Annotated in this window: 24 protein-coding genes and 4 pseudogenes; 18 read left to right on the top strand and 10 right to left on the bottom strand. The window is 71.3% G+C overall.

Translation table 11 applies throughout. The annotated features are described in order from the left end of the window. Nucleotides 1–82: 82 nt before the first annotated feature. Nucleotides 83–376: a hypothetical protein gene (locus tag ACSLTV_RS14170; RefSeq protein ID WP_432137407.1), complete on the top strand. Its 294-nt coding sequence runs from the start codon at nucleotides 83–85 to the stop codon at nucleotides 374–376. A 149-nt stretch (nucleotides 377–525) separates the two neighbouring features. Continuing rightward, nucleotides 526–1,149, top strand: a complete 624-nt coding sequence (locus ACSLTV_RS14165) for an ATP-binding protein (RefSeq protein WP_435612238.1) — start codon at nucleotides 526–528, stop codon at nucleotides 1,147–1,149. A gap of 37 nt (nucleotides 1,150–1,186) precedes the next feature. Here the strand turns inward: ACSLTV_RS14165 and ACSLTV_RS14160 are convergent, their stop codons facing one another. Then, nucleotides 1,187–2,761: a FadD3 family acyl-CoA ligase gene (locus tag ACSLTV_RS14160; protein WP_432156361.1), complete on the bottom strand. Its 1,575-nt coding sequence runs from the start codon at nucleotides 2,759–2,761 to the stop codon at nucleotides 1,187–1,189. A gap of 116 nt (nucleotides 2,762–2,877) precedes the next feature. On the opposite strand from ACSLTV_RS14160, the gene ACSLTV_RS14155 reads away from it, so the two are divergent. Genes ACSLTV_RS14155 through ACSLTV_RS14145 form a run of 3 tightly spaced genes read left to right on the top strand, consistent with a single transcriptional unit; the run spans nucleotide 2,878 to nucleotide 5,218 of the window. Further along, entirely contained in the window at nucleotides 2,878–4,023 is a 1,146-nt protein-coding gene (locus ACSLTV_RS14155; protein WP_432156362.1) for a lipid-transfer protein, read from the top strand. Between the two features lie 5 nt (nucleotides 4,024–4,028). Then, nucleotides 4,029–4,448 (top strand): Zn-ribbon domain-containing OB-fold protein, encoded by a 420-nt coding sequence (locus ACSLTV_RS14150; RefSeq protein ID WP_432137403.1) that lies wholly within the window; start codon nucleotides 4,029–4,031, stop codon nucleotides 4,446–4,448. Then, on the top strand, nucleotides 4,445–5,218 hold the full coding sequence (locus tag ACSLTV_RS14145) for an enoyl-CoA hydratase/isomerase family protein (protein WP_432137402.1): 774 nt from the start codon (nucleotides 4,445–4,447) through the stop codon (nucleotides 5,216–5,218). Before ACSLTV_RS14150 ends, ACSLTV_RS14145 begins: the two co-directional genes overlap by 4 nt. Nucleotides 5,219–5,348: 130 nt before the next feature. On the opposite strand, the gene ACSLTV_RS14140 is transcribed toward ACSLTV_RS14145, so the two are convergent. Both ACSLTV_RS14140 and ACSLTV_RS14135 read right to left on the bottom strand, forming a co-directional pair. Next, nucleotides 5,349–7,796: a PQQ-binding-like beta-propeller repeat protein gene (locus tag ACSLTV_RS14140; RefSeq protein ID WP_435612237.1), complete on the bottom strand. Its 2,448-nt coding sequence runs from the start codon at nucleotides 7,794–7,796 to the stop codon at nucleotides 5,349–5,351. A gap of 165 nt (nucleotides 7,797–7,961) precedes the next feature. After that, on the bottom strand, nucleotides 7,962–8,666 hold the full coding sequence (locus ACSLTV_RS14135; RefSeq protein ID WP_432156401.1) for a VOC family protein: 705 nt from the start codon (nucleotides 8,664–8,666) through the stop codon (nucleotides 7,962–7,964). A 365-nt stretch (nucleotides 8,667–9,031) separates the two neighbouring features. Here ACSLTV_RS14135 and ACSLTV_RS14130 point away from each other — a divergent pair, with 365 nt between their 5' ends. Then, nucleotides 9,032–9,667 carry a TetR family transcriptional regulator gene (locus tag ACSLTV_RS14130; RefSeq protein WP_432137420.1) on the top strand — a complete coding sequence of 212 codons (636 nt, stop codon included), beginning with the start codon at nucleotides 9,032–9,034 and terminating at the stop codon, nucleotides 9,665–9,667. Between the two features lie 111 nt (nucleotides 9,668–9,778). On the opposite strand, the gene ACSLTV_RS14125 is transcribed toward ACSLTV_RS14130, so the two are convergent. Next, entirely contained in the window at nucleotides 9,779–10,237 is a 459-nt protein-coding gene (locus ACSLTV_RS14125; protein ID WP_432156363.1) for an Lrp/AsnC family transcriptional regulator, read from the bottom strand. An 82-nt stretch (nucleotides 10,238–10,319) separates the two neighbouring features. On the opposite strand from ACSLTV_RS14125, the gene ACSLTV_RS14120 reads away from it, so the two are divergent. Beyond that, nucleotides 10,320–10,994 (top strand): LysE family translocator, encoded by a 675-nt coding sequence (locus ACSLTV_RS14120; RefSeq protein WP_432156364.1) that lies wholly within the window; start codon nucleotides 10,320–10,322, stop codon nucleotides 10,992–10,994. A 21-nt stretch (nucleotides 10,995–11,015) separates the two neighbouring features. Here the strand turns inward: ACSLTV_RS14120 and ACSLTV_RS14115 are convergent, their stop codons facing one another. Together ACSLTV_RS14115 and ACSLTV_RS14110 are read right to left on the bottom strand one after the other, a co-directional pair. Further along, entirely contained in the window at nucleotides 11,016–11,486 is a 471-nt protein-coding gene (locus ACSLTV_RS14115) for a nitroreductase family deazaflavin-dependent oxidoreductase (RefSeq protein ID WP_432137398.1), read from the bottom strand. Then, on the bottom strand, nucleotides 11,483–12,748 hold the full coding sequence (locus ACSLTV_RS14110; protein WP_435612244.1) for an acyl-CoA dehydrogenase family protein: 1,266 nt from the start codon (nucleotides 12,746–12,748) through the stop codon (nucleotides 11,483–11,485). The genes ACSLTV_RS14115 and ACSLTV_RS14110 overlap by 4 nt, the downstream gene beginning before the upstream one ends. 98 nt (nucleotides 12,749–12,846) lie before the next feature. On the opposite strand from ACSLTV_RS14110, the gene ACSLTV_RS14105 reads away from it, so the two are divergent. The 3 genes from ACSLTV_RS14105 (at nucleotide 12,847) to ACSLTV_RS14095 (ending at nucleotide 15,225) form a co-directional block, all read left to right on the top strand. Further along, the gene (locus ACSLTV_RS14105) at nucleotides 12,847–14,019 is read left to right on the top strand and encodes a thiolase C-terminal domain-containing protein (RefSeq protein WP_435612236.1); all 1,173 of its coding nucleotides are present in this window, start codon (nucleotides 12,847–12,849) and stop codon (nucleotides 14,017–14,019) included. A 95-nt stretch (nucleotides 14,020–14,114) separates the two neighbouring features. Further along, complete coding sequence (locus tag ACSLTV_RS14100; RefSeq protein ID WP_435612235.1) at nucleotides 14,115–14,540, top strand: pyridoxamine 5'-phosphate oxidase family protein; 426 nt, start codon at nucleotides 14,115–14,117, stop codon at nucleotides 14,538–14,540. Between the two features lie 10 nt (nucleotides 14,541–14,550). Then, complete coding sequence (locus tag ACSLTV_RS14095) at nucleotides 14,551–15,225, top strand: pyridoxine/pyridoxamine 5'-phosphate oxidase (RefSeq protein WP_435612234.1); 675 nt, start codon at nucleotides 14,551–14,553, stop codon at nucleotides 15,223–15,225. Nucleotides 15,226–15,679: 454 nt separating this feature from the next. Here the strand turns inward: ACSLTV_RS14095 and ACSLTV_RS14090 are convergent, their stop codons facing one another. Together ACSLTV_RS14090 and ACSLTV_RS14085 are read right to left on the bottom strand one after the other, a co-directional pair. After that, entirely contained in the window at nucleotides 15,680–16,111 is a 432-nt protein-coding gene (locus tag ACSLTV_RS14090) for a hypothetical protein (RefSeq protein WP_435612233.1), read from the bottom strand. Between the two features lie 104 nt (nucleotides 16,112–16,215). After that, nucleotides 16,216–16,671: pseudogene (locus tag ACSLTV_RS14085) on the bottom strand (transposase); the annotation flags it as partial. 70 nt (nucleotides 16,672–16,741) lie between these two features. Between ACSLTV_RS14085 and ACSLTV_RS14080 the strand changes: the two are divergent. The 3 genes and pseudogenes from ACSLTV_RS14080 to ACSLTV_RS14070 form a co-directional block, all read left to right on the top strand. Further along, nucleotides 16,742–16,849: pseudogene (locus tag ACSLTV_RS14080) on the top strand (IS5/IS1182 family transposase); the annotation flags it as partial. 13 nt (nucleotides 16,850–16,862) lie between these two features. After that, nucleotides 16,863–16,989 (top strand): annotated as a pseudogene (locus tag ACSLTV_RS14075) (transposase); the annotation flags it as partial. 707 nt (nucleotides 16,990–17,696) lie between these two features. Next, nucleotides 17,697–18,281, top strand: coding sequence for a hypothetical protein (locus ACSLTV_RS14070; RefSeq protein WP_435612232.1), 585 nt, complete (start codon nucleotides 17,697–17,699; stop codon nucleotides 18,279–18,281). A gap of 126 nt (nucleotides 18,282–18,407) precedes the next feature. Here the strand turns inward: ACSLTV_RS14070 and ACSLTV_RS14065 are convergent, their stop codons facing one another. Next, nucleotides 18,408–18,947: an ATP-binding protein gene (locus ACSLTV_RS14065; RefSeq protein WP_432156369.1), complete on the bottom strand. Its 540-nt coding sequence runs from the start codon at nucleotides 18,945–18,947 to the stop codon at nucleotides 18,408–18,410. A gap of 285 nt (nucleotides 18,948–19,232) precedes the next feature. On the opposite strand from ACSLTV_RS14065, the gene ACSLTV_RS14060 reads away from it, so the two are divergent. Together ACSLTV_RS14060 and ACSLTV_RS14055 are read left to right on the top strand one after the other, a co-directional pair. Further along, nucleotides 19,233–20,084: a helix-turn-helix domain-containing protein gene (locus ACSLTV_RS14060; protein WP_432137391.1), complete on the top strand. Its 852-nt coding sequence runs from the start codon at nucleotides 19,233–19,235 to the stop codon at nucleotides 20,082–20,084. A 10-nt stretch (nucleotides 20,085–20,094) separates the two neighbouring features. Beyond that, nucleotides 20,095–20,286, top strand: coding sequence for a hypothetical protein (locus ACSLTV_RS14055; protein WP_432156370.1), 192 nt, complete (start codon nucleotides 20,095–20,097; stop codon nucleotides 20,284–20,286). A gap of 497 nt (nucleotides 20,287–20,783) precedes the next feature. Here the strand turns inward: ACSLTV_RS14055 and ACSLTV_RS14050 are convergent, their stop codons facing one another. After that, nucleotides 20,784–21,446 carry a hypothetical protein gene (locus tag ACSLTV_RS14050; RefSeq protein WP_432137389.1) on the bottom strand — a complete coding sequence of 221 codons (663 nt, stop codon included), beginning with the start codon at nucleotides 21,444–21,446 and terminating at the stop codon, nucleotides 20,784–20,786. Nucleotides 21,447–21,533: 87 nt separating this feature from the next. On the opposite strand from ACSLTV_RS14050, the gene ACSLTV_RS14045 reads away from it, so the two are divergent. The 3 genes and pseudogenes from ACSLTV_RS14045 to ACSLTV_RS14035 all read left to right on the top strand — a co-directional run bounded on the left by ACSLTV_RS14045 (nucleotide 21,534) and on the right by ACSLTV_RS14035 (nucleotide 23,240). Further along, the gene (locus ACSLTV_RS14045; protein WP_432137388.1) at nucleotides 21,534–22,307 is read left to right on the top strand and encodes a hypothetical protein; all 774 of its coding nucleotides are present in this window, start codon (nucleotides 21,534–21,536) and stop codon (nucleotides 22,305–22,307) included. Between the two features lie 260 nt (nucleotides 22,308–22,567). Beyond that, the gene (locus ACSLTV_RS14040) at nucleotides 22,568–22,822 is read left to right on the top strand and encodes a type II toxin-antitoxin system VapB family antitoxin (protein WP_432137387.1); all 255 of its coding nucleotides are present in this window, start codon (nucleotides 22,568–22,570) and stop codon (nucleotides 22,820–22,822) included. Next, a pseudogene (locus tag ACSLTV_RS14035) lies at nucleotides 22,822–23,240 on the top strand (PIN domain nuclease). The gene ACSLTV_RS14040 and the pseudogene ACSLTV_RS14035 overlap by 1 nt, the downstream one beginning before the upstream one ends. The last annotated feature ends 108 nt before the right edge of the window (nucleotides 23,241–23,348 follow it).

Genomic DNA, 23,348 nt, shown 5'->3' with positions numbered 1-23,348 from the left:
CCTGTCCGGTGGCCCTCGGGGGAGTCACCGGGCAGGTACTTCCGGACCCCGGTCCAGCAGCTCAACCAGAGGAGTCACGACGATGAGCGACGAGACGATCGACACGGCGGTCGCCACGCCCCAGGAGAACCACGCCACCGGCGACGAGGCCGTCACCACGCTGGAGAACCACGCCACCGGGACGCCTCTGAACGCGCCGCAGGGCGAGGTCGCCGGGACGCCTCTGACCACGCTGGAGAACCACGCCACGGGGACGCCTCTGAACGCGCCGCGGGGCGAGGTCGCCGGCGACGAGGTGACCGTCATGGAGAACCACGCGACCGGCCCCCAGAAGATGCTGCTGGAGAACCACGCCACCACGGAGAGCGCCGGCTGACGACCACCGCAGGGGGGACGGCCGCGGCGGCGCCGAGGGGGAGCCGCCGCGGCCGTATTCGCGTTTCAGGGGGAGTCGTCCACCGGGTGCCCGGAGTGGCAGGGGGAGTCGTCCGCCGGGGTCGGGGATCGGCCCGGGATACTCGGCGTATGGGTGCTTCGAGGGGCGAGTGGGTCAACACCACGCATGACTGGGCCGCGTCGGTGGACGAGGGGCATCTCGCTCATGTCCGGGAGCGGGCCGGGGAGTTCGCGCCCGGCGGTGCCTGGCATCTGGTGCTGGAGGTGGTGGCGTACGCCGCCGACGAGGCACTGGGCAGGGGCCGCGGGACCTGTGTGGTCACCGTGCATCGCGACGGGTCCGTCGCCGTCTCCGACGACGGGCGGGGGACGGACACCAGGGTCGACGTGTCCGGGCGGGTGGTGCGCAAGCCGGTGATGGCCACCAAGGACCTGCGGTTCTTCGACTCCCCGGGGGCCGAGCGGCTGCCCGACGGGCACCCCCGGCGCGGGATGTCCGTCGTCGCCGCGCTCAGCGAGTGGCTGGTGCACACCAACCGGCGGCACGACGGCTCCTGGACCCAGCGGTACGAGTACGGCGTCCCGGTGACCGGTCTGGAGCCCGTGCCCGGCGACGGGACCACCGGGACGACCGTGCGCTTCCTGCCGTCGGCCCCGCTGCGGCCGGTGCTGGTGCCGGCCGTGGACCGGCCCGAGCATCCCGGGCGGCTGGCCGCCGTCTGGCCGTGGCTGGAGGTCCGGCTGACCGAGTGATCGTCAGCCTCTGTCCCCCAGCTCGCCCTTCACCACCTCAGTCCCCGCCCCGCAGCTCGCCCTTCAGCACCTTTCCGCTCGCGTTCCTCGGCAGCTCGCGCACGAAGCGGACCGTCCTCGGCACCTTGTAGTTCGCCATCTCGCGCCGGGACCAGGCGATCAGCTCGTCGGCGGTGAGCGACGCCCCCGGCCGGCGGACCACGTACGCCCTGCCGACCTCGCCGAGGCGGGCGTCGGGTACGCCGACCACCGCCGCTTCGGTGACGCCGGGGTGGCGGGCGAGGGCCTGTTCGATCTCCGCCGGGTAGGCGTTGAAGCCGCCGACGACGTACATGTCCTTCAGGCGGTCGGTGATCGTCAGGTTGCCCTGCCGGTCCAGGACGCCGATGTCGCCCGTGCGCAGCCAGCCGTCCGGGGTCAGCGCCTCCCCGGTGGCCGCGCGGTCGCCGTCGTAGCCGCGCATGACGTTGTAGCCGCGGACCAGGACCTCGCCGGGCGTGCCGGGGGCGAGGGCGGCGCCCGCGCCGTCGGCCACCCGCACCTCCACCCCGGGCACGGGCCGGCCCGAGGTGGCGGCGACCACCTCGGGCGGGTCGTCCCGGCGGCACATGGTGACCAGTCCGGACGCCTCGGAGAGGCCGTAGGCGGTGAGGACGGTCGCGACGCCGAGTTCGTCGCGCAGGCGGCGCACCAGCCGCAGCGGGACCACCGCCGCGCCCGTCACCACCAGCCGCAGGGAGGAGAGGTCGTGGTCGCGGCGGGCGGGGTGGTCGAGGAGGGACTGGAGCAGGGTCGGCGGGCCGGGCAGGACCGAGACCCGCTCCGCGGCGATGTTCGCCAGGGCCGTCCCGGCGTTGAAGACCGGCTGCGGGATCAGGGTCGCGCCCCGGGTCAGGCAGGCGAGGGCGCCGGCCTTGTAGCCGAAGGTGTGGAAGAACGGGTTCACGACGAGGTAGCGGTCGCCGTGGCGCAGGCCGGCCAGGTCGCTCCAGGTGTCGTAGGCGCGCAGGGTCTGCGCGTGGGTGATCACCGCGCCCTTGGGGCGGCCCGTGGTGCCCGAGGTGTAGACGATGTCCGAGTCGGCGGGGATCTCCGCCTCGCGCACCTCGGCCGCCGGTACGCCCTCCCCCGCCGCCAGGAAGTCCGGCCAGGTCAGGAAGCCGGGGGGCGCGTCCTGGGACAGCACCACCGCCGTGCGCAGCTCCGGCAGGCCCGGGAGGTCCGGCCCCCGCCCCGCCCCCACCGCCCGCCTCAGCGAGGTCACGTACGACGTGCCGAGGAAGGTGCCCGTCACGAACAGCAGCCGGGTCCCGCTGCGGCGCAGGACGTCGGCCGCCTCGGCGCCCTTGAAGCGGGTGTTGAGAGGGACCAGCACTCCGCCCGCGGTGACCGCGCCGAGGGCTGCGACCAGCCAGTCCAGGGAGTTGGGGGCCCAGATCGCCACCCGTTCGCCGGGGCGCAGGCCGTGGGCCAGGCAGGCGGCGGCCGCGCGTTCGACGCGGGCGCCGAGACCTGCGTAGGTGATCCGGGTACGGCCGTCCACGACCGCCTCGGTGTCCGCGTACCGCACCGCCGACCAGCGCACCAGCTCCGGGATGTTCCGCCACTCCATGAACGGCCGCCTCCCCGCCCCGCACCACACCAGCTGACTGTCCGTCAGATTAGCTGTAATCTGACGACCTGTCAGCCACAGTCGTGGCCGCCGTGCGGAGATCGGAGGTGCGGGCCGTGTCCCTCAAAGACGCCACCGCCATCGTCGGGATCGGACAGACCGCCTTCGCCAAGCGACTCGAGGAGGACGAGCGCGGCCTCGCCTGCCGGGCCGTCGTCGCCGCCCTCGACGACGCGGGGATAGCGCCCGGCGAGGTCGACGCGCTCGCCTCCTACACCATGGAGGAGACCGACGAGGTCGAACTGGCCAAGGCCGTCGGGTTCGGCGACCTGACCTTCTTCGGCAAGGTCGGCTTCGGCGGCGGCGGCTCCTGCGCCACGGTCGCCCACCTCGCCGCCGCCATCACCGCCGGACAGGCCACCGTCGGCGTCGCCTGGCGGTCCCGCAAACGGGGCAGCGGGCCGCGGCCGTGGACGAACGTCCGGGCGCAGCTGCCCACGCCGGGCCAGTGGACGCGGCCCTTCGGGCTGCTGCGGCCCGCGGACGAGATCGCCATGCTGGCCCGCCGCTACCTGCACGAGTACGGCGCCACCCGCGACCACCTGTTCAACGTCGCCCTCGCCTGCCGCAACCGCGCCAACCAGAACCCGGCCGCCGTGATGTACGAACGGCCCCTCACCCGGGAGATGTACATGACGTCCCGGTGGATCAGCGAGCCGCTCTGCCTCTTCGACAACTGCCTGGAAACGGACGGCGCGGCGGCCTGCGTCGTCGTCTCGGCCGAGCGCGCCCGGGACTGCCGGCAGCGGCCCGTGTACGTGCACTCCGCCGCCCAGGGCCTGCCCGCACAGCACCACGGCATGGTCAACTACTGGACCGACGACCCCCTGACCGGGCCGTCCTGGGCCGCCGCCCGGCACCTGTGGAAACAGGCCGACTTCACGCCCCAGGACGTCGACGTCGCCCAGATCTACGACGCGTTCACCCCCCTCATACCGCTCTCCCTGGAGGGCTACGGCTTCTGCGGGCGCGGCGAGGGCGGCCCCTTCACCGAGGGCGGCGCCCTGGAGACCGGCGGGCGGCTGCCGCTCAACACCGCCGGGGGCGGGCTGTCGGAGGCGTACATCCACGGCTTCAACCTGATCACCGAGGGCGTCCGGCAACTGCGCGGCACCAGCACCGCCCAGGTGCCGGGCGCCGCCACCTGCCTCGTCACCGCCGGCGAGGGCGTACCCACCTCCGCACTGCTGCTGAGGAGCTGACCACCGTGCTCACCCCTGTCACCGACCCCGACGGCGCCCCCTTCTGGGAGTACGCCGCCCGGGGCGAGCTGCGCGTCCAGTACTGCGCCGACTGCGCCGAGCCCCGCTTCCCGCCCCGCCCCTGCTGCCCCCGCTGCCAGTCCTTCGCGAGCGAGTGGCGGGCCGTGTCCGGGCGAGGGCGGATCTGGTCGTACGTACTCCCCCATCCGCCGCTGCTGCCCGACTACGCGCGCTGCGCCCCTTACAACGTCGTCGTCGTGGAGCTCGCCGAGCATCCGGGGATCCGGCTCGTCGGGAACGTCGTCGCCCGCGCCGACGCCGCTCTCGACTCCGTGCCCCCGGACCGGCTGCGGATCGGGGCACGGGTGCGGGCGGTGTTCGGCGCGGACGGGCTGCCCCGGTGGGTCCTGGAGGAGCGGCCGTGAGCCTGCTCGTCGAGGCGGACGCCGGCAGCGGGGTCGCCGTGGTGACCCTGGACCGGCCGGAGAGGCTCAACTCCATCGACACCGGGCTGGCGGAGCGGCTGCGCCGGACGTGGCGGAGGTTCCGGTACGACGACTCCGTGCGGGCCGTGGTGCTCGCCGCCGCCGGGACGCGCGCCTTCTGCACCGGCATCGACCGCGACACCGCGGTCCCCCAGCCGGCCTCCCCCTACATGCAGGACGATCCGCTGCTGGACGTCGGGCCCAAGGCGAACGGCCTGTGGAAGCCGGTCGTCGCCGCCGTGGAGGGCATGGCCTGCGGGGGCGCCTTCTACCTGCTCGGGGAGTGCGAGTTCCTGATCGCCGGGGCCGACGCCACCTTCTTCGACCCGCACACCACCTACGGGATGGTCAGCGCCTACGAGTCGGTGCTGATGGCACACCGGATGCCCTACGGGGAGGCCGCCCGGATGATGCTGATGGGCACCGCCGAACGGGTGTCGGCGCGGCGGGCCCACCAGGTCGGACTGGTCTCCGAGGTCACCGAGGCGGGCGCAGCCCGCGCCGCCGCCGTGGCCCGCGCCTCGGTGCTCGCCGGGTATCCCGCCGAGGCCGTGCAGGGCACCGTACGGGCGCTGTGGGCGGCCGGGGAGACGGCCCGGGCGGCGGCGTTCGCACAGGCACCCCACCTGATCGCGCTGGGCAACCTGCCCGCCGACCGCCAGGCGGCCCTGTACGCCGCCCGGCGGACCACCCCGCCCGAGGTGCGGTGACCGGCGGTCAGTTCGTCCTGCCCCGACCGACCGTCCCGCAGGCGCCGGCGACCGCCCTGCACACGCCGGACCGACCGTCCCGCACCCCCGGCCGTCCGTCCCGCCGCAGCCCGGCGACCGCCCTGCGGCGTCACGACGTGCGTGCCGTACCGGTGCCCTTCTCCGCGTCCAGGGCGTACACGCAGCGGTCCTTGCTGCACGCGTACACCACGCCGTCCTTCACCACCGGGGAGCCGGTGATCTCGCCGCCGGTGGCGAGCTTCCAGCGCAGGCGGCCGTCGTCGGCCTTGAGGGTGTACAGGAGGTGGTCGGTGGAGCCGAAGTGGATGCGGCCCTCGGCGACCGCGGGCGCGCCGACGATGTCGCCGCCCGCCTGGAAGCGCCACTTCGGGGTGCCGGTGACCGCGTCAAGGGTGTACAGGCCCTTGCCGCTGCCCACGTGGACGTGGCCGCCCGCGACGAGCACCGGCTCGACGGAGGACCGTGCCTCGGTGGCGATGCGCCAGCGGTCGCGGCCGTCGGTGGCGTCGAGGGCGTACACGGTGCCGAGGTAGTCGGCGAGGTAGAGGCCGCCGCCGGTGACCGCGGGGCCGGGCACGAAGGTGGGCGGGCACAGGAAGACCGCCGGGGCCTCGAAGTGCCAGCGCACCATGCCGCTGACCACGTCGACCGCGAGGACGCGGGTGCCGGCCGAGACGTACACGTAACCGTCGGAGGCCGGGGTGACCCGGACCGGGACGCCGCCGCAGGAGGCCGCGTCGCCGATCGGGTACGACCAGCGCTCCTCGCCGGTACGGGCGTCCAGGGCACGCAGCCGGGCGTCCTGCCAGACGTACACCGTGCCCTCGTGGAGCTGGGGCCCCGCCTCGGGCGACTCGAAGTCGGTCTGGCAGCCGGTGATCTCCCACAGTTTCTGGCCGCCCGCTGCCTCCCAGGCCTGGACGCCGCCGCCGCGCGTCCCGGTGAGGACGGTGCCCCGCTCCGCCTTGAGCGTGTACACCCAGGCCTCGGTCTGCACCCGCCACAGGTCCAGGCCCTCACGGCAGTCCAGTGCGAACAGGGTGGGGCCGTCGGAGGCGTGGATACGGCCGTCGGCGACCGCCATGGACCAGGCGACGTCACGGGTCTTGAAGCGGCGCCGGCCGGTGGCCACGTCGAGCGCGTGGACCTCGAAGGAGGTGACGTAGACCAGGTCGCCGCCGACCGCCGGGGTGCCCCAGACGTCGTTGGACATGCGGAACCGCCAGGGCCGCCAGCCGGTGGCCTCCGGGGGCGCGGCCGGCGCGGGCGGCACCGCGGGGTCGGCGCCGTTGACGCCGGGGCGCGGCTTGGACCAGGAGGCGACCAGGCCGGGGTCGGGCGCCGGCGCCCTGGTGGCGGCGGAGGCGCGGACATCGGCGACGCGCGGGCCGGGCCCGACCGGAACGGCGGCCCCGGCCAGCCGCACCGGGCCGGTGTCCGGGGCGCCGACGCCGGCCGGCACGGGCGGCCGGGCCGGGTGGGCCGGCAGCGCGGGCTCGTGGGACGGCGGGGGCGGCACGGCGGGCAGGCCGCCACCGGAGCCGCCCCGGCCGGGGCCACCGTGGCCGCCGGGGCCACCATGCCCGCCGGGGCCACCGGGGCCACCATGCCCGCCGTGTCCGCCGTGTCCGCCTCGGCCTGACGCGGGGAACGCGGTGGTCCGGCCGCCGCGGCGGGTCTCGATGAGGGCGACCGCCCGCTCGGGCAGCCACGCCGACGCGGTACCGCTGTCGTCCGAGCCGGAGCCGAACAGGTGGGGCGCCAGCTGGGCCTGGAGGTCGGCCGGGTTGGGCCGGGCGGTGGGGTCCATCTGCATGCACGACTCGATGAGCAGGCGCAGCTCGTCGGGGAGTCCTTCGAGGTCCGGGCCCTCGCGCAGCAGCATGAAGACGGTCTCGACCGGGTTCGCGCCGTGGTACGGCGGGTGCCCGGTGGCGGCGAACACCAGCATCGAGCCGAGCGAGAAGACGTCGGACGCGCCCGTCACGCTCCGCGAGTCCTTCGCCTGCTCCGGGGACATGTAGGCGGGGGTGCCCACGGCGACGTTCGTCATCGTCAGACGCGTGTTCGACACGCCGGACGCGATACCGAAGTCGATCACCCGGGGGCCGTCCTCGACGACCAGCACGTTGGACGGCTTCAGGTCACGGTGGACCAGCCCGGCGCCGTGGATGGACTGCAGCGCCTCGGCGACACCCGCCGCCAGCCAGCGCACCGCCTGGGCCGGCAGCGGCCCACACTCGTTCACTATCTCTTCGAGGGAGGGCGCGGGCACGTACGCGGTGGCCAGCCACGGCACGGCGGCGCGCGGGTCGGCGTCGACCACGGCCGCCGTGTAGAAGCCGGAGACCGCCCGGGCCGCCTCCACCTCACGCGTGAAGCGCACGCGGAAGAGCTGGTCCTCCGCGAGCTCCGTGCGCACCGTCTTGATCGCCACCCGCCGGCCGGACGCCGAGCGCGCGAGATAGACCAGCCCCATGCCGCCGGCACCCAGCCGTCCCAGCACCTCGAACGGCCCGATCCGCCGCGGATCGTGCTGCGTCAGCTGATCCACCACTTGCCTGCCACCTCCCCGTACGGGCCGCGCCACCGATGTGTTCACGCGGCCCCGTGCAGCGTCTCACCACCGCACCGCCTTGGCGGCACGCACCCTGATTGTTCCCGGCCGGACGCCCGCTGGCGAACCCTTGCACAAACGGGGTGTCTCATATCAGAGCAGAGCCTAGTGGCGCTCCAGCAGCGCGAACGACGCCCCCTGATTGTCGCTGACGACGGCGACCGTGCCGTACGAGGCGGTGAACGGGCCGGCCCGCACCCGGCCGCCGAGCCGGATGACCGTATCGAGCGCCGCGCCGCAGTCCGCCACCTGGAAATGGACGACGAAGTGCGGGGGCATCTCCGCGGGGAAGACGTCGGAGACGGGCGCCCGCCCGAAGTCGGGGTCGGCGTCCGGGCCGAACAGGGCGTCGTGGAAGAGATCGCCGTAGAAGGCGTTGGCGCGCTCGGTGTCGCGGGTGTACAGCTGCGCCCAGGTGAAGGCGCCGGGGGCGCGCCGCCGCCCGAAGCCTGGGTGGGTGTCGGCCTGCCACAGGCCGAAGACGGCGTTCTCGGGATCGGTCACGAGGGCGGCGACACCCAGCCGGGCGACCCGCAGCGGAGCCATCACGACCTGACCCCCGGCGGCCAGGACCCGGCGGGCGGTCGCCTCGATGTCCGGGGCGGCGAAGTACACCGTCCAGACGGTGGGCATCCGCCCGTCCGCCTTGTGGGCGAGCGCGGCGACGGGCTCACCGTCCAGCCGGGCCCACACCGAGCCGCCGTACGCGTCCTCGAACGTCCATCCGAAGAGCTCGCCGTAGAAGCGGCGGCCCGCGTCGAGATCGGGCAGCTGGGCGTCGACCCAGCAGGGGACGCCCTCGGCGTACAGCCGCGCCGCCGCGCTCTCGGTGGCGCCGGAGGGGGGTGGTGGGGGTGCCTCCGCGCGCTCGGGGGAGCCGGGCGGGGGCGGTGACTCCACGCGCTCGGGGGAGCCGGGCGGGGGCGGGGGCGGTGACTCAGGCGACGCTGTCGGTTCCGAGGACCCCGACGACCCCGACGACTCCGGCGCCCCTGATGACTCCGATGCCCCCGTTGACTCCGATGCCCTGTTTTCGGCCATGAACCCAAAGTAGCGGCGGCCGACGCACCCCGCAGACCAGCAACACCCGCCTCCGAGCACCCGCGCACCCCATTTGCAGTCGGCCGAATCGCGCTCGGACACCCCCTCGGTAAGCTGACGGCATGACAGGACAAGTGCGTACCGTCGACGGCCGCGTTGCCGGTCGGCGCGGGCAGGCGACGCGGCAGAAGCTGCTGGACTGCCTCAGCGAGATGCTCAGCTCCTCTCCCTACCGGGACGTCAAGGTGATCGACGTGGCCCGGAAGGCGGGCACTTCGCCCGCGACCTTCTACCAGTACTTCCCGGACGTCGAGGGAGCCGTCCTGGAGATCGCCGAGCAAATGGCCGCCGAGGGCGCCGGGTTGGCCGAGCTGCTGGAGGGGCGTTCCTGGGTCGGCAAGGCCGGCTGGCAGACCGCGCAGGAACTGACCGACGGCTTCCTGGAGTTCTGGCGGAACAACGACGCGATCCTGCGCGTCGTCGACCTCGGCGCGGCCGAGGGGGACAAACGCTTCTACAAACTCCGGATGAAGATCCTCAACTCGGTGAACAACTCCCTCGCGGACGCGGTCGCCGAGCTCCAGGCCAAGGGGCGGGTCGACAAGGACGTGAACCCGGCGGCGATCGCCGGTTCGCTCGTCGCCATGCTCGCGGCGGTCGCCTCGCACCAGAAGGGCTTCACCAGCTGGGGTGTGAAGCAGGCCGAACTCAAGCCGAACGTAGCGTTGTTGGTGCACCTGGGCGTCACCGGGAAGAAGCCCACGAAGTAACCCTCACGTCCTGTCTCACGAGCGGTGGTCCACCTGACGCACGGGTGGCCACCGCTCGCGGCTTTACGGGGCGGCGGCTCAGGGCCGCACGGGGCACGGGCGGCCAGAGGCTCATGCCTGTGCGGGCAGGGGCCGGTCCTTGACCACGTGCTTCATCACCAGCGTCGACGTCAGCCGCTGCACGCCCGGCAGCGTCGCCAGCCGCTCGTCGTAGAGCCGCTGGAAGGCGGCGAGGTCGGCGGTGGCCACCCGCAGCAGGTAGTCGGGCTCGCCGAACAGCCGCTCGGCGTCCAGTACGTGCGGGATGTCGGCCAGCGCCTTCTCGAACTCGGCGACCGTGTCCCGGTCCTCCTGCCGCATGGACACGAAGACCAGCGCCTCGAAGGTCAGCCCCAGCGCGGTCGGCTCCACCAGCGCCCGGTACCCGCTGATCGCCCCCGACCGCTCCAGCTCGCGCAACCGGCGGTGGCACGGCGAGACGCTCAGCCGCACCCGCGCGGCCAGCTCGGTCACGGTCAGCCGCCCGTCCTGCTGCAGCTCGGCAAGGATTTTCCGGTCCACGTCGTCCATGAGGCATATTTTCCCGGCATGGGATGGCCTGGTGGCAAACTTCAGGAACACTTTCGCGACAAAAGTTCCTAATCTCACCGTCATGGACTCAGGAGCGCTGTTCTCTTTCCTCGCCGTCGACCTGCTGCTGGTGTGCGTACCGGGCGCCGACTGGGCGTACACGATCGCCGCCGGGCTGCGCGGTCGGCCGGCGTCGGTGGGGATCGCGGTGGCGGGCCTGGTCAGCGGCTACGCCCTGCACACGGCGCTGGCGGCGGCGGGCCTGGCCGTCCTGGTGGCCGGCTCCCCGGCGCTGCTCACCGCCCTGACGGTGGCGGGTGCGGCGTACCTGGTGTGGCTGGGCTGGGGGGTCGTACGGCGGCCGGGGGTGCCGGGGGCGGGCGAGGAGACGGGGACAGGGACGGGCGAGGAGACGGGGACGGGGACGGGCGCAGAGACGCTGGGGTCGTCGCGTACGTCGGTCTTCCTGCGCGGGGCGGCGATCAGCGGCCTGAACCCGAAGGGGCTGCTGCTGTACCTGTCAGTACTTCCGCAGTTCCTCACCACCGGCAGCGCCGCCCGCCTCCCGGTGGCCGCCCAGACCGCCACCCTCGGCGTCCTGCACATGGCGTGCTGCGCCCTGGTCTACGGCATCGTGGGCGCCCTGTCCCGCGCCCTCCTGTCGGCCCGCCCGGCCGCGGCCCGCGCGGTGACCCGCACCTCGGGCGCGGCCATGCTGGGCATAGGGGCGTTCCTGCTGGTCCAGCACGCGCTGTGACGCAGTCCCCGTGGCGTACGCCTATGACGCCCGCCGGGTGAGCCGGAAGAGGCGGATCTCGCGCTCCACCCGCTCCTGGTAGGCGGCGTACGGCGGCCAGAACGCCAGGACGGCCTTCCAGGCGGCCTCGCGCTCCTCCCCCTTGAGCAGGCGGGCGGTGACGGGGACGTCGGCACCCTTCCAGCTGATCTCGGCGTCGGGGTGGGCGAGCAGGTTGTGGGTCCAGGCGGGGTGGCCGGGCCGGCCGAAGTTGGACCCGACGAGGATCCAGCCGCTGTCGTCGGGCATGCAGGCGAGCGGGGTGCGCCGGGCCTGCCCACTGCGGGCGCCGGTGGAGGTGAGGACGACCCCCGGCAGCATCTGGGCGCTGAGCAGGACCTTCCCGCGGGTGAGGCGGTGCACGGCACGGTCGAGCGGCGGGAAGACGTGCGGCCCGATCCGGGCGAAGGCACGGGTGGCGGACACCTTCTGCACGAGCCTGACGCCGATCACAGGACCACCGCCTTCCGGTCGGAGGCGTCGTATGTATCGCGTGTATCGCGCGCGTCGGATGTATCGCGTGCATCGGACGCGTCGAAGAGGCCGGCCCGGTCGGCCGCGCGGGCCCGCAGCCGGTGCACGGGCCCGAAGAGCAACTCGTCACCGGCGGCCCGCTTCACGTAGAGGTGCGCGTCGTGCTCCCAGGTGAAACCGAGCCCCCCGTGCAGTTGGACCGCCTCGGCGGCGGAGACCCGCAGCGCGTCCAGGGCCTGGGCGAGGGCGAGCCCGCCGACCCACTCCCTTTCGTCTTCGCGGCCGGACCCGGCCGCGAAGGCGGCGTGGTGGGCCGCCGAGCGGGCCGCCTGCACCCGGACGTAGACGTCGGCCAGCCGGTGCTGCACGGCCTGGAAGGACCCGATGGGCCGCCCGAACTGCTCGCGCCGCCCGACGTGCCCGACGGTCAGCTCCAGCGCCCGTTCCGCCGCGCCGACCGCCTCGCAGGCCAGGTGGGCGGCGGCGGTGTCGCCGGTGGCGGCGAGCGCGGTGAGCACGGCGGCCGGATCACCGTCGCCCAGCAGTTCGGCCTCGGTGTCGCGGAGCTGGATCCGTCCCCGGGGCCGGGTGGCGTCCAGCGCGGTCTGCCGCACCCGGACCAGTCCGGACGCCTCCCCGGACACGAGGAACAGCAGCACGCGCGAGCGGACGTACCCCCCGCTGTGGGCGGCGACCAGCAGCAGTCCGGCGTCGTGCCCGTCGAGGACCTGGGCCGCCTCCCCGTACAGCCGCCAGCCACCGCCGACCCGGCGGGCCTGGACACCCCCGGCGCGCCCGCCGCCCGCCCACTCGCCGCTGTTGGGGCCGGTCAGCGCGAGCGCGGTGGCGAGGGCGGACCCGGGCACGGCGAGGGCGGCGGTGAGCTGTCCGGCGGCGATGCGCGGCAGCAGCTCGGCGCGCTGGACGTCGGTGCCGAGGGCGAGCAGCAGGGGGGCGGCGAGGACGGCGGTGGCCAGCAGCGGGCTCGGCGCCAGGACGCGTCCCGTCTCCTCGGCGGCGAGGGCGAGTTCGGTCACCGAGCAGCCGACGCCGCCGTACGTCTCGGGCAGGGCGAGCCCGGGCAGGCCGAGGTGGCCGGCGAGGGCGGTCCACAGGGCGGGGTCGTGTCCGGCGGGGGTGTCGACGGCGTGCCGGACGTCGGCGCCGGTGCACCGCTTGCGGAGGAGTTCGCGCAGGGCGCGGCGGATGTCGTCCTGCTCGGCGGTGAGGCGGGCGTCCATGGCGGCTCCCTGGCTCTTGCCTGACTCTTCCGTCTTCATCTGACGGTCCGTCATATTAGGGGGGCGGGGACGGATTGCCCAGGGTCGGGAGGCCGCCGATGACACGCGGGAGCCGGAACGTCGCAGTGGTGGGCGTCGCCCTCTCCGACTGCGGAGGAGTACCCGACGCGACGCCGTACACCCTCCACGCCCAGGCGGCCCGCCGCGCCCTGGCGGACGCGGGCCTGCCCCGGCGGCTGATCGACGGCTTCGCGTCGGCGGGCCTGGGCACCCTCGCCCCCGTCGAGGTCGCCGACTACCTGGGCCTGCGCCCCACCTGGGTGGACTCCACCTCGGTGGGCGGCGCCACCTGGGAGGTGATGGCCGCCCACGCCGCTGACGCGATAGCGGCGGGCCACGCGAACGCCGTACTCCTGGCGTACGGCTCCACGGCCCGCTCGGACGTGAAGGCGGGCCGCCGCACGGGCACACTCTCCTTCGGCGGGCGCGGCCCGACCCAGTTCGAGGTCCCCTACGGCCACACCCTGATCGCCAAGTACGCGATGGCGGCCCGCCGCCACATGATCGAGTACGGCACGACGGCCGAGCAGCTGGCGCAGGTCGCGGTCCAGGCCCGAGCGAACGCGGCCCTGAACCCGGAGGCGATGTTCCGGGACCCCCTGACCGTCGACGACGTACTCTCCGGGCCGGTGATCGCCGACCCGTTCACCAAGCTGCACTGCTGCCTGCGCTCGGACGGCGGCGCGGCGGTGCTGCTGACCGCCGAGGAGTACGTACGGGACTGTCGCACACCCCCGGTGTGGATCCTGGGCACGGGAGAGGCGGTGTCCCACGCCGCGATGTCGGAGTGGGAGGACTTCACGGTGTCCCCGGCGGCGGCCAGCGGACGCCTGGCCTTCGAACGGGCCGGCGTCGGACCACCGGAAATGGACTTCGCGCAGCTCTACGACGCCTTCACCTACATGACGCTGGTGACCTTGGAGGACCTGGGTTTCTGCGGAAAGGGCGAGGGCGGGGCGTACGTGACGGACGCCCGCCTGACGGTGACCGACGGGGCCCTCCCGGTGAACACCGACGGCGGCGGCCTCTCGGCCCAGCACCCCGGCATGCGCGGCCTGTTCCTGCTGGTCGAGGCAGTACGTCAGCTGCGGGGCGAGGCGGGGACCCGGCAGGTGCGGGCCCGCGACGGCGGGTTGCCGCGGCTCGGCGTGGCCTCGGGCACCGGGGGATGGTTCTGCTCGTCCGGAACGGTGGTGCTCGGCCGAAACTGAGCGGTGCGCGGGAGGGCCGGGAAGGCGACGGGTGGGGGCGGTGTTGTCGCTGCGGCCCGCCCCGTTGACCGCCCAACATACTTAAGGATCCTCCGATGCCCCTGAGCCGCGAAGAACGAGAGACGTTCCTGTCCGAGCCCCACATCGCCGCACTGTCGGTGGACGGCGGACCGGGCCGGGCACCCCTGTCGGTACCGATCTGGTACTGGTACGAGCACGGCGGCGACGTATGGATCATGACGGGCCGGGAGTCGCGCAAGTACGGCCTGATCGAGGCCGCGGGCCGTTTCACCCTGATGGTCGACCGCCTGGAGCCGACGATTCGGTACGTGTCGGTGGAGGGCCCGGTTGTGGCGGTAGACCCGGCGACGAAGGAGGAACTGCGCAAGATGTCGGCCCGGTACCTGCCCGCCGAGAAGGTCGACGGCTACGTCGACTTCGCGTGGAAGGAACACGGCGAGCAGGTGGTGATCCACATGCGTCCGGAGAGGTGGGTGTCGTCGGACCTGGGCCAGGTGTGACCATGACGCCATGGCACCGGATCTCCACGCACTCCATGAACTCCTGAGGTCACAACGGGTCTGGGACCCGGCGACGACCACCCTTCCGCCCTTCGACCCGGCCTCGGCCCCCGCGGACCCCCTCGCCCTCTTCACCACCTGGTTCGCGGAGGTCGTGGCGGCGGGCGAACGCGAGCCGCACACCATGTCGCTCGCCACGACGGACGAGGCCGGCCACCCCGACGTCCGCATCGTCATGCTCCACGGCGCCGACCACACCGGCTGGTCCTTCGGCACCCATCGCACCAGCACCAAGGGCCGCGCCTTGGCGTCCCACCCGTACGCCGCTCTCGCCTTCTACTGGCCGACCCTGGGCCGCCAGGTACGGGTCCGGGGCCCGGTCGTGACCGGCACGGCGGAGGAGGCGCGGGCCGACCTCCACGCCAGATCGACGGGCGCCCTGGCCGCGGCCCTCACGGGGCACCAGAGCGAGCCGCTGGGGTCGGTGGCGGAGTTGGCCCGAGCATCGGAGGAGGCATGGACCCGGGCCCGGACGGAACCGGCCGCCGATTCCTCCACGTGGACCCTGTACCGCCTGCGGCCGGAGTCGGTGGAGTTCTTCCAGGGGGACGAGAGGCGGCGGCACGTGCGGCTTGAGTACAGGCGCGAGGGCGAGGGGTGGCGGCGTCAGCTGCTGTGGCCGTAATCACGGGTGGTAAACAAGCGTATTGATCAGAAATTCACGGGGCTCACTCGTCGAGGAGGTACCGGACGTATCGGTCGCCGAGGTATTCGCGCACGATGTGGAGCCGACGCTGTCGCGGTGGAAGAAACTGCGGGTCTGGGCGGCGAGTTCGTGCTGGTTTCCACAGGCGACATGACTAGGCGTACACCAGAGCGCCGTTGGCGTCGGGACTCGACTGCTTGACGTACTGCTGCAGTTCACGAATCCCCCGTTCGAGAGCGGAACGACCGAGAACATGACGTCGAACACCTTCCAGCAGAGTGCCGGGTGACGGGGGCGGACCAGGGGATTCGGCCAGCTCGCCATCGCGGTGGGGCTCGGGGCGGGGAGCCTGCCGTTGGTGGAACAGCTCCAGCTCTACCACTGACGTGGATCGCGAAGGTGCGGCGGGTGCTCCGGCACTGGCCGCAGCCATTCAGGCCGGCAGATCGGAGATGCGGTATCCGCTTAGGCCCAAGCCACTCACAGAAGGAAGAATTTTGGAGATATACCACTCGAAGTCAACGTAAATATCGACATCCCGCCTATAAACCGTATCGACTCTTGGATCTACCGATAGCTGCCTCCCCGCGGAGGAGATGAGAAACGATACCCCGATTCCAGTATTCTCCCACGTAAGGATAATTGCACACGATCCGTTAACAATCCTAGCCACCTCCATTTTTTCGATTGCAACGCAATCGCAATCGAGAGGCATATCCTCCCAATCGAACAAATCAGGCTCGACGAGAAACTTGATCCGTCCATCATCATCCGGCCGCCAGCCCCCACCCACGAGGGCGCCGATGATCGACGACACAGAGTTAGCCTTATTGAATTCGAATGCGATGTCAATATACCTACTCATCGAAACCACTCCTCACTGCAGCTGGAGGCATCGGGGTGCGCCCCACATGCAGCACATATGCGGAATATAGATTATCAACCCCGTGGAATTACATCCCAACCAACCTTCGGCAGCTGTGCCAGGGCGAGCCGGGCGGCATCGATGTGGTCGGCCGCGGTGTTGCTGCCCGCGTTCCCGGGCCGCAGCAGGGCGGCCACCGGCTCCCCGGACCCGCCCCTGCCGTGGTCGACGAACCCCATCAGCGGATGATGGCCGAAGGTCTTCTTCCGGGTCGCGGCCGCGTCCTGTTTCTCGGAATGCGCGATCACCAGCACCCCGTCCAGGTCCACGACCACCTGACCGGAAGCGTCCGGCGCCGCGTCACCGGCCAACGTCCACACCTGTTCACGGGCTTGAGCGCGGGCCTGGCGCAGTGCGGTCAGCGCACGCTTCCCCTCCGCTGCCAGCGTGTCGACCAGCCGGGACACCGTCGGGTCGGAAGCCACCGGCCCGAACACCGCCGGCTCGGCCCGCAGCATGCCCACGTCTGCCAGGCAGTCTCCGCCAAGCGCGACAGCGAGGAGCACTCTCTGCGTTTCTGATCACCCACCGGACGCCCTGCCGCGTGAAAGCGCGAGGTTAGGCATCGGACGCAGACTCAGCCCGCGCTACGAGCGCCATTCCCGCAACTACCTCGCGTTTCTCGGACTTGCCTCGGCCCTGTGTTGCTACAAGCGGCTCATCCGCCTCACCACGTAGGACACGGTCTTAGCGGACCGAGCGGCGTCGCCATGCGGTGGACATCGGACGCACGCCCGAGCGCGAGCGAAATCATGAACGCGATCCTGTACGTGGACCGCATCGGGGTACAGTGGCGCTGCCTGCCGCACGATTTTCCGTGTGAGCGATGTCGCTGATTTCGCTTGAACCTCACCGGCTGCTTAGCACACAACGATTCCATAGCCCGCGCTACTCGAAGCGGTCAGAGCGATTACTGCTGGCAATACATCCCGACATACACGTCCCCCTTCCACGCTTTCCCTGCGGGCACGTAAGCGTGATAATCCACCAAGCACTCCCCGTTCCATTCGCGAGCGTATGAGTTCGTCAGGTAGGGGTTACCGTTTTTCAACGCCCACCCCGCTCCCGATGCATGAGAAAGTCGACTGACCAGCTCGGGGGAAGCGCGAACGAAATCCTTCCAACGCATTCCCATAGAGGCCAGATACTCGACACTTTCGGCCGGTTCCGCGACAAATGGCATGTTCGCCGAAAACCCGTCCCCATCCTCCCTCTCACAGAAACGAAAGGATGACACATCCGGAAGATTATCCAAGGAATACTTCCTCTTTAGCTCTCCCGAGAGACCTCCACTCAGGCATGACTCCGACCGCCCCGGCTTCGACATGGAGCACGCCGACATCAGCAACCCTAGACTAATTATGATGGCAGCACCACCACCAGCAACTCGCATCGAAATCACCCCACGAACTCCCGCATCGAGCTTTTGCCTACCATCTTGAATTCTCGAGCCATTCCGAGCTCATGAAGCCGAGCAAAAGGCTCCAGTGAAATCTCCTCGCCTCCGAACTGCGTCAACGCCAAGTTGTACCTCTACAGCGGCAACTTCGTCGAAGGGGGCCAGGACCAGACCCAGCCCTTCAGTGCCACGCCTACCGTGATCGGCACAGGCGGATGGCGGGACTTCACCAACCTCGCCGTCGACGACATCAACGGCGACGGAGTCGGTGACCTGATCGGCCGCAACCCCTCCGACGGCAAGCTCTACCTGTACCCGGGCCAGCTCACCGGCACCTGCCCCGACTCCTGCACGTTCTCCCTCGGAACGCCCACGGAGTACGGCAGCGGCGGATGGACCTCGCGTCCGTACCTGACCTCGCCCGGCAACATCCAGGGCACCGTCGTCGACTCGTCCGTCGAAGACTGGGGCCAGGTGACCCAGTTCAAGCAGTTCCAGCCCACCGCCAACGAGGAGTACGGCGACTTCTGGGCCACCACCCCCGCCGACCCCGACCTTCAGATCCAGTACGTCGACAGCGGGGGAACGCTCACCTCCACCACCTGCCCCACCGGCTGCCTCCTGACCTACCCCGGCGGCCCCACCACGCACCGCAAGCCCTACCTCGCCGGTACTGCCGGCTGGGGAACCCTGATCACCGGCATCTTCTAGCCGTCGGGTGACGAGAGACAGGTGATGCGGGCCGGCCCACCAGGGCCCGGCCCGCATCTGCATCGCCACGGTTCGGAGCGTGCGGCCGCCGTCAGCAGCAGTGGAGCGCGGCGAACAGAGTGCCGGTCACCGGCTGGGATCCGCCGTCACCGGCGTGCCCGCCCGCCCCGGCGCGTAGCCCGCTGCACCTTCGTGAGGCAGCACCGCCCACATCCTGGTGCCGCCCACCGGGTCGGCGCGCGGGCCGCCGATGCCCCAGTCACCCCGGCAGGCGTGGACCACCTGATCGAGGACGCGGAGAGCGAGGCGGCGGTGGGTCCGGCAGGCGGCGTCGAGTCGGGGGTGGGTGTGGCGGGGGTGGCCGTCGTAAAGGGTGACGCGTAGAGCCGTGTCCCGGTAGCGGAGGGAGATGTAGATCTCCGGTGTGGTGGAGAAACGGCAGGCGCAGGCGGTCAGTTCGCTGACGACCTGGACGACGGCGTCGGTCGTCTCGGGCAGGCCGTGGGCCTGGAGGACGGTACGGGTTGCCGCTCGGGCGATGCCGGGACTTCGAGGGTTTGCCGGGAGGGTGAGGCTGCAGGCGAGGGATTCGGGGCCGACGGCAGTGAACGGGGCATCGGCGGGGGTGAGTTTGGGCGTCCGGCAGGACGCGGTGTCTGGATGCACGGCAACTCCCTGAGCGGGTACGAAGGGTGAGCGGAGAGGCATTCGGCAGCCCCGGTGGCCTGTCTCCCTGACGCGGACCCACCCCTCCCAGGGGAGGAGGACGCGGGCGGGTCCACGTGATGCACTTCCGAGGCGACTATGCGCTTTGCGTGGTCGCTGCGTCACAGACTGTAGAGCGAAATGGTGGCACGTTGCCACTGCTTGAACAAAATTGCCACCACTCTGGTGCACTGCCACCGCGCCAACCGGCAGACTGGCGCCGCAACCAAGGGAGGGAATCGACACATGCCGCCAAGGGCGACACCCACCCAGCGCCAGAAGCGCCTGGGCGCGGAGCTGCGCAAGATGCGCCTCGCGGCGCAAGTGAGCACCGAGTACGCGGCCGGGCTGCTCGGCATCGACCGGACCAAGGTCTCCAACATCGAGGCGGGGGTCCGCATCATCACTCCGGACCGGCTGCGCACTCTCGCCTGCAACTACGACTGCTACGACCAGGATTACGTCGACGCACTCGCCGAGATGGCAGCGGACAACACCCCCTGCTGGTGGGACACCTACCGAGGCCAACTCCCGGCTGCACTCATGGACATCGCCGAGTTGGAGTGGCACTCACGGCGGATCCGGGCAGGTCTGGCGATGCATGTACCTGGGCTGCTCCAGACCGACGCCTACGCCCGCACTCTCTTCGCCGCCGCGCTGCCACCCCTGTCACCCGGTGAAGTCGAACTGCGCGTAGCCCTCCGCATGCAGCGCCAGCAGGTGCTGCACCGAGACCGCCCCATCGACTACATCGGGTATGTCCACGAGGCCGCCCTGCGCGTCGAGTTCGGCGGGGCCAGAGTGATGCGGGCGCAGCTCGACCACCTCTGCGAGGCGTCCGAGCGGGAGAACATCGAGGTGCGGGTGATCCCGTTCCGGGCCGGAGCCTTCCCCGGGGCCGGGCAGGCGGTGATCTACGCCGAGGGACCAGTACCGCAACTCGACACCGTGGAGCTGGACTCGGCTCACGGGCCGGAATTCCTGCACGGCCAGTCACAACTCGACAAGTATCGTGCCCACTTGGACTGGATGGACACGGCATCACTCCCACCCGCCGCATCGCGCGACTTCATGCGCCGGATCGCCAGCGACTTCTGAGGAACCCACGATGAACGAGATCACCTGGGAAGACCCGTACTGCGCCGAGGGCGCCAACTGCTTCCGCATAGGCACCGACCCCACCGGCAACGCCTACATCGCCGTCGCCGGACACGAGGACGCCCCGCTCACCGACACCCGCGAAGCCCTCCGCGCGCTCATCCTGGGAATCAAGGCCGGGAACGCCGATCACCTGCTCTGAGGACGTGTTCGCACCTGGTATCGGCTGCGGGCCGACCGCCGTCATGCCGACGGAGCCGTCGACCTGGCGAGGACCCTGGACGGTGAGCCGTCCGGGTCAGCGCGGGTCAAGGGCCCGGTCGTGACCGGTACGGCGGCAGCCCGGGCCGATCTCCGCGCCGGATCGACGGGCGCCCTTGCCTCCGCCCTCCCCGGCCACCAGAGCGAGCCACTGGAGTCGGTGGAGTCACTGGCGAGGGAATCGGAGGAAGCCTGGGAACGAACCCGGACGGACCCGGCCGCAGAGTCCTCACCCTGGACCGTCTACCTCTGGCAGCGGGAGTCGTTGGAGTTCTTCAAGGAGACGAGCACAGGCGGCACGTACGGCTGGAGTGCAGGCGCGACAGCGGGGGTTGGCGGCGTCGGCTGCTGTGGCCGTAACAGATATCGGCATCCCCTGCGGGCGCGAGCCGCACCGGACCTGCGTCAGCCCGGCCCTCCGCACCGTGGAACACGCCGTCACCAGGCGCCGACCGCAGCCCGTACTGCGTTGTATGGATCCCGGCCGCGCAGCAGAGCGTCGACCACGCACCGCAGCAGTCGTCCAGCGAGCTTGAACGCCATCTCGGAGGAACCGACCTCGTCGAAGCCCGCGCGGCCCACGCGCAACAGCCCGGCCGGCAATGCAGCGACCCCCGTGTCCCCGGCCAGTCCGTCGAGAGCTGCTGCGGCGAAGTCGCTGGGCAATCCGGCTACCAGCGGAGGGCCGAGTTCACTTCCGCAGCCGGTGACCGCACCAAGCCCCGCCGACTCGCCGAAAGGAATTTCGAACACGGTCACCGCCCCCCGAGGATCCGGCGAGAACTCGGCACCGAGCAACGCCCGCATCGTCACGCCGCCCAATGCTCGGCTCAGTTCCACGACGGCCCGCGCCGCATGACCGGATTCCGGCGCAGCCGCACGCTCGCCGCATACGATATCCACGCCGACGTACGCGGCAGACTCCTCGTCTGTCCGGATCGCGACCCGACTGCCGCCTTCCGTGAGGATCACCGGAGCTCCATTCCAAATGCGCGACGCCAGTTGTTGTTGTACATCTCCGGGAACTGGTCGATCACTTCGGGTTTGCAGTTCTTCATCAAAGGGTGCGTCTGCACGAGTCGCCGTCATCGTCTGCGTCACCGTTACTGACTTCGGCTCGTCAGGGTGACGTAGGTGTGTACGTGTGTCGGACCTTGCCGGTGCCGGGTGGTCCGTGAGACTCGTCGCATGAGTGAAGAGAGGGCGCCCGGGGATTACCGGGAGAGGGCCGGGCACGTGGTGCTGCTGGCAGTGGTGCTCGCGGTCCCGGCGCTCAAGTTGGCCTGGACCCTCGGCGGCGGTGATGCGGCCAGGGACGCGCTGATCGCCATGGGTCCGGGCAACTGGGCGGACATCCTCATCGGCATGTTCCTGAACGAGGCCCTGTTGGCCACGGTGCTGGCCGTGGTCGTCTCGCGCGCCACCTACGCCCACTTCGCGGCCAGGGGCGGTGCCCTCGGACATCGGGTCACCCCCATGGCGGTGACCGCGGCCACTGCCGCCGTGGTTCCGGCAGCCCTGGGGGTGGTGGTCGGTGCGTTCAACGGCCTGGGCTGGGGCCTGGCCACCGGCCTGGCCTCCTATGTACTGAGGGTGGGGGTGATGGTCGACTACAAGACCGGCCGCCGTGAGGACACCACGGGCCGCCGCACCGGCAACCGGGCCGAGACCGCCCCCCAGCGTGCAGCCGACGCCCTGTGGATCGCCGGACTGCTGCTCGGCGGCATCGTCCTGCCCGCCGTGGCGATCACCGCCGCCCTGGACGGACGCTCCTGGACCAGCGTCGAGACGTGCGACGTGGACATCGGCAGCGGAACCCACCGCGCCCGCCTGGTGGAACTGGCCCGGCAGGGCAACGGCATCACCGGCTGGGACCTGGCCGGCTCAGAGGTCGTCCACGGCGTCAACTGCGCCGCCGACGAGAACGAGACCATCCGCCCCCCGTGGTGGCGCGACGCCTGACAACAACTCGACCGGCTCCCGTCTCAGTCCGCTGCCCGCCGATGCCCCATCGCCCCGCAGGCGTGGACCACGGAGTCGGTGGAGTCACCGGCGAGGGAATCGGAGGAAGCCTGCGAACGAGCCCGGACGGACCCGGCCGCAGAGCCCTCACCCTGGACCGTCTACCTCTGGCAGCGGGAGTCGTTGGAGTTCTTCAAGGAGACGAGCACAGGCGGCACGTACAGCTGAAGCACAGAAGCCTCCCCGAAGGGACCATCCTGATGGCCAGAACCGTCATCGACCTCGACGAAGACATGGTCCGCGAGGCCATGCGCATTTTCGGCACCAAGACCAAAGCCAAAGCTGTCCGCCTCGCCATGGAAGACGCCGTCAAGCGACATCTGCGGCAGGAGGGCTTCGACGCCATCGACGCCGGCGAGCTGGACTTCAGCGAGATCGTGAAGAACACCGGTCCCCGCAACCCCGACGGCTCCCTCAAGCGCAGCGGCGACCGCGACGGAGGGCGGGCCGCCTGATGCAGGACCGCTACCTGATCGACAAGTCCGCCCTCGCCCGCTGGGCCAGACCCGACGTCAGGAGGTACTCAAGCCACTGCACGAGCGCTACCTCCTGGCCGTGTGCCGGCCCACCGAGTACGAGATGATCCACTCCGCACGGGACAACTCGGAGGCGATCCGGATCAGCACCTGGCCCCATGCCTTCGACTACCTCCACGCCGACGAACACACCTTCGCCCGCGCCCTGGAGGTCCAACACCACGCTCTCAACGCGGGTTTCCACCGCGCGCTGCCCCTCCCCGACCTTCTGATCGCCGCTACGGCGGAACTGCACCGGCGGACAGTCCTCCACTACGACGGCGACTTCGACATGATCGCCTCCCTCACCGGCCAAGCCGCCGAATGGGTCGTACCACCCGGCACCGCCGACCGCTGAGCCTGCCGACCGGGCCTCGACTCCTGTTCTCGGACGCGCCGACGTGTTCTCGGTGCGGCAGCCGTCCTGTTCGCCGGCGTTGCCGCTGAGCACGGCTGACCGGCGGAG

The sequence above is a fragment of the Streptomyces sp. bgisy159 genome (assembly GCF_965341775.1).
Lineage (GTDB): Bacteria > Actinomycetota > Actinomycetes > Streptomycetales > Streptomycetaceae > Streptomyces.
This window is presented reverse-complemented; position numbering and strand designations above follow the sequence as displayed.

What these genes read in the sequence shown, in the direction of transcription:
- ACSLTV_RS14095 (WP_435612234.1), top strand. Translation starts at nt 14,551, where the DNA reads ATGGCACCGGATCTCCACGCACTCCATGAACTCCTGAGGTCACAACGG.
- ACSLTV_RS14060 (WP_432137391.1), top strand. Translation starts at nt 19,233, where the DNA reads ATGCCGCCAAGGGCGACACCCACCCAGCGCCAGAAGCGCCTGGGCGCG.
- ACSLTV_RS14110 (WP_435612244.1), bottom strand. Translation starts at nt 12,748, where the DNA reads ATGGACGCCCGCCTCACCGCCGAGCAGGACGACATCCGCCGCGCCCTG.
- ACSLTV_RS14055 (WP_432156370.1), top strand. Translation starts at nt 20,095, where the DNA reads ATGAACGAGATCACCTGGGAAGACCCGTACTGCGCCGAGGGCGCCAAC.
- ACSLTV_RS14170 (WP_432137407.1), top strand. Translation starts at nt 83, where the DNA reads ATGAGCGACGAGACGATCGACACGGCGGTCGCCACGCCCCAGGAGAAC.
- ACSLTV_RS14160 (WP_432156361.1), bottom strand. Translation starts at nt 2,761, where the DNA reads ATGGAGTGGCGGAACATCCCGGAGCTGGTGCGCTGGTCGGCGGTGCGG.
- ACSLTV_RS14125 (WP_432156363.1), bottom strand. Translation starts at nt 10,237, where the DNA reads ATGGACGACGTGGACCGGAAAATCCTTGCCGAGCTGCAGCAGGACGGG.
- ACSLTV_RS14165 (WP_435612238.1), top strand. Translation starts at nt 526, where the DNA reads ATGGGTGCTTCGAGGGGCGAGTGGGTCAACACCACGCATGACTGGGCC.
- ACSLTV_RS14090 (WP_435612233.1), bottom strand. Translation starts at nt 16,111, where the DNA reads ATGAGTAGGTATATTGACATCGCATTCGAATTCAATAAGGCTAACTCT.
- ACSLTV_RS14045 (WP_432137388.1), top strand. Translation starts at nt 21,534, where the DNA reads ATGAGTGAAGAGAGGGCGCCCGGGGATTACCGGGAGAGGGCCGGGCAC.
- ACSLTV_RS14040 (WP_432137387.1), top strand. Translation starts at nt 22,568, where the DNA reads ATGGCCAGAACCGTCATCGACCTCGACGAAGACATGGTCCGCGAGGCC.
- ACSLTV_RS14120 (WP_432156364.1), top strand. Translation starts at nt 10,320, where the DNA reads ATGGACTCAGGAGCGCTGTTCTCTTTCCTCGCCGTCGACCTGCTGCTG.
- ACSLTV_RS14105 (WP_435612236.1), top strand. Translation starts at nt 12,847, where the DNA reads ATGACACGCGGGAGCCGGAACGTCGCAGTGGTGGGCGTCGCCCTCTCC.
- ACSLTV_RS14100 (WP_435612235.1), top strand. Translation starts at nt 14,115, where the DNA reads ATGCCCCTGAGCCGCGAAGAACGAGAGACGTTCCTGTCCGAGCCCCAC.